Genomic DNA, 2,418 nt, shown 5'->3' with positions numbered 1-2,418 from the left:
AATTTGGTGCTGTGATAGCTGACCCTGTAACCGTACCAATGATAATGCAATCCTTGCACCAAGGTAACTATCACAGCACTGTATAATTTACATTGTAATTATAAACAAACAGTAAACATGACCAACTTTATAGTGGGCATGACTCACAAAATGGCAAAGCCCCTACCGTTAAGCTAAGGGCTGAAATTTGGCCCGCCACCGAGGTCTCGAACCTCGCACCTACAACAACTATGGTTATCGGCTCTATCCAGCTGAGCTAGTGGCGGTTAGGAAGCGGATTCTAAGCATCAATTTACAAGCACACCATCAGCAAGGTTACTTTTCAGATTATTCAGCCCACCAATCCAAGTTCAAAAACGACAAAACCCCACTGAAGCGAGGTTTATTTGGCTGGCCAGGCACTTCTGCACAACCAACTCTTATCACACTAATGCACTTTTTGCGGCCGCACCGACACTTTTATCATAAATTTCTGACTTCAGCGTAAAGATGGCTATCGCCTCTTGGGTTCCCGCTCCTGCTCTGATGATCCGCTATTTGCCGTTGAAAACTACACCCGTTCCGCGCAAGTGTTGGCTGACACCATGGCTGAGGCCCATATATGGGCCAACGATAAGCCGCTCACACCCTTGCTGACAAAGACATTATTGAGGGCATCCGCGCCAAAATGCGCGAGATGAAATCATTGGGTTAGCCGCGGTCTTTCAGAATCTTCATGTAGTGCCGCAATCCTTCGCCTGAATTCTCGTAGTAATCGATGATATGAAGCTCTTCACCGATTTCACGTACGAACCAGATGGCCGTAGAGTCACCCACGCCGATATCCCAGAACGTATGAACCGGTAGATGTGAGTTGTCAGGTAATTTGCAGATTTGTTTATTGATATAAAGCCAGCGGAACTGTTTGGCGTAGTTCCAGGTCTTCTGGCGCTCGTTCAAATGAACGCCGTGTTTGGCTTCCATCTCTGCAAAGTAATCAACCAGGCGCTGAGGTAAAGCCTCAACCGGGTCGATTGAATACTGCGGATTCTTCCACCAAGAGAAGAAAAAGAACTTCCAATCAAGAGCGGATAATTTCTTGCCCTGCAACTGAGCTTTCTCAGCCGTCTGGCAGTAATCGAAGAAGTAACCGGCGCGACCTCTATCGCGGCAAAGCAACCGGTTGATACGGCTTCAAACGCACTTGTGACAATCTCACGTGCTTTGTCTGGGTACTTAGCGCATATCTTGCCGAACCCGGAAACGTACAGGTAGCACCTTCACTGATGTTGTGTTGTGTTGTGAGGTTATTTCACGCAGTGACATCAAGCCAGCTCGGTACGCCAATTCGATGGCCTCCCAATCTGGTTTGGTCATTTGTTTACTCCAATAAAAAACCGCCCGTAGGCGGTTTGATAATAATATTTAACACATAAAATGTGACTCCCAATATAGGGAATCTTCAACTATTTAATTATTAGTGCATCCGCCGTTAGCTTGACAGTGTCCATGTTCAGGAGTGCCAACATCTGGCCCCGTTGCAGGATCATTACAATACGGCCACCACTTGCTGGATGGATTACATTCTTCAGCCATAGCACCCGCAGATAGCGACATAACACTAACTAACAGTAAGCCTTTTAACATATCTTTCATCGTAACTTCCTCCATGATTAGCCGCCTAAAGTGACGGACGATGCGACGATTGCTTTTAGTAACCTGCAATAGCCACCCTAATCATTAATTCATCAAATCCACTAATCAATCAAATAAGTTGGTTTGTTTAACCACTGTTAATAATAATTTTTATTTTCATTAGTAAAGCATTAAATTAAGGAAGCTCTAATATATCCGCACCATCATCGATGGTACTCAATGAATGCCACCTGTAATGCTACTTTACTGAGGCAATTTCCAATTCTGAGCTGGCAGGCCAGCACATGTAGCCATCGTCACCGATTTGTCCAACCCTGCAGTTGTCAGGCACTTATTTGATGCTACATTTCGCACATCCGTACCAACACCTTGAAGAGCTTTCCATTGTTGTTTTGTGTTCTGATAATCACAGGTTGCCATGACCGGTATTGAGCCACCTTCATCTGACAAACACTGCCCACTTTTCAACACGATGTAATGGAAGATGTTTTTTTCTGAACTGGCCTGTGCCACGCTATCACAGGCTAACAAGGTAGGCTTACCTTGGGTATTCTCATCCAAACAGTTACGGCCATTTGCAATATTAAGATGGCCGGATATTGTTTCGGTAGTCACAGTGACAACCTTAGCTCCTTGGATATCTTCTTGTGAAGTTGCTGCAATCGAAGAGAACGATACAGTTAAAGCAACAATTAATGCAGATAAACGAACTACCATATAATCACTCCTTGTGAATTAATTATCTTTCTAATTATTAACGTATTGTACTTAACAATAAATTAA

The 2,418-nt window shown here is 44.2% G+C and carries 3 protein-coding genes, 1 tRNA gene and 2 pseudogenes; 1 reads left to right on the top strand and 5 read right to left on the bottom strand.

Going from position 1 to position 2,418, the window contains the following annotated elements; all coding sequences use genetic code 11:
- Positions 1-188 precede the first annotated feature (188 nt).
- A tRNA-OTHER gene (locus V1952_RS21155) sits at positions 189-266 on the bottom strand.
- A gap of 210 nt (positions 267-476) precedes the next feature.
- Here V1952_RS21155 and V1952_RS21150 point away from each other — a divergent pair.
- Positions 477-691 (top strand): annotated as a pseudogene (locus tag V1952_RS21150) (phage tail sheath C-terminal domain-containing protein); the annotation flags it as partial.
- Positions 692-693: 2 nt separating this feature from the next.
- Here V1952_RS21150 and V1952_RS21145 read toward each other — a convergent pair.
- The 4 genes and pseudogenes from V1952_RS21145 to V1952_RS21130 form a co-directional block, all read right to left on the bottom strand.
- A pseudogene (locus tag V1952_RS21145) lies at positions 694-1,253 on the bottom strand (terminase); the annotation flags it as partial.
- A complete protein-coding gene (locus V1952_RS21140; protein ID WP_420075480.1) occupies positions 1,216-1,356 on the bottom strand; it encodes a hypothetical protein in 141 nt (46 codons plus the stop codon). The gene V1952_RS21140 and the pseudogene V1952_RS21145, both read right to left, overlap by 38 nt.
- A gap of 93 nt (positions 1,357-1,449) precedes the next feature.
- On the bottom strand, positions 1,450-1,635 hold the full coding sequence (locus V1952_RS21135) for a hypothetical protein (protein WP_372558812.1): 186 nt from the start codon (positions 1,633-1,635) through the stop codon (positions 1,450-1,452).
- Positions 1,636-1,878: 243 nt separating this feature from the next.
- On the bottom strand, positions 1,879-2,352 hold the full coding sequence (locus V1952_RS21130; protein WP_420072371.1) for a ricin-type beta-trefoil lectin domain protein: 474 nt from the start codon (positions 2,350-2,352) through the stop codon (positions 1,879-1,881).
- Positions 2,353-2,418 lie beyond the last annotated feature (66 nt).

Origin of the sequence: Yersinia sp. 2542 StPb PI (genome assembly GCF_048593855.1) — a bacterium.
Lineage (GTDB): Bacteria > Pseudomonadota > Gammaproteobacteria > Enterobacterales > Enterobacteriaceae > Yersinia > Yersinia enterocolitica_E.
This window is presented reverse-complemented; position numbering and strand designations above follow the sequence as displayed.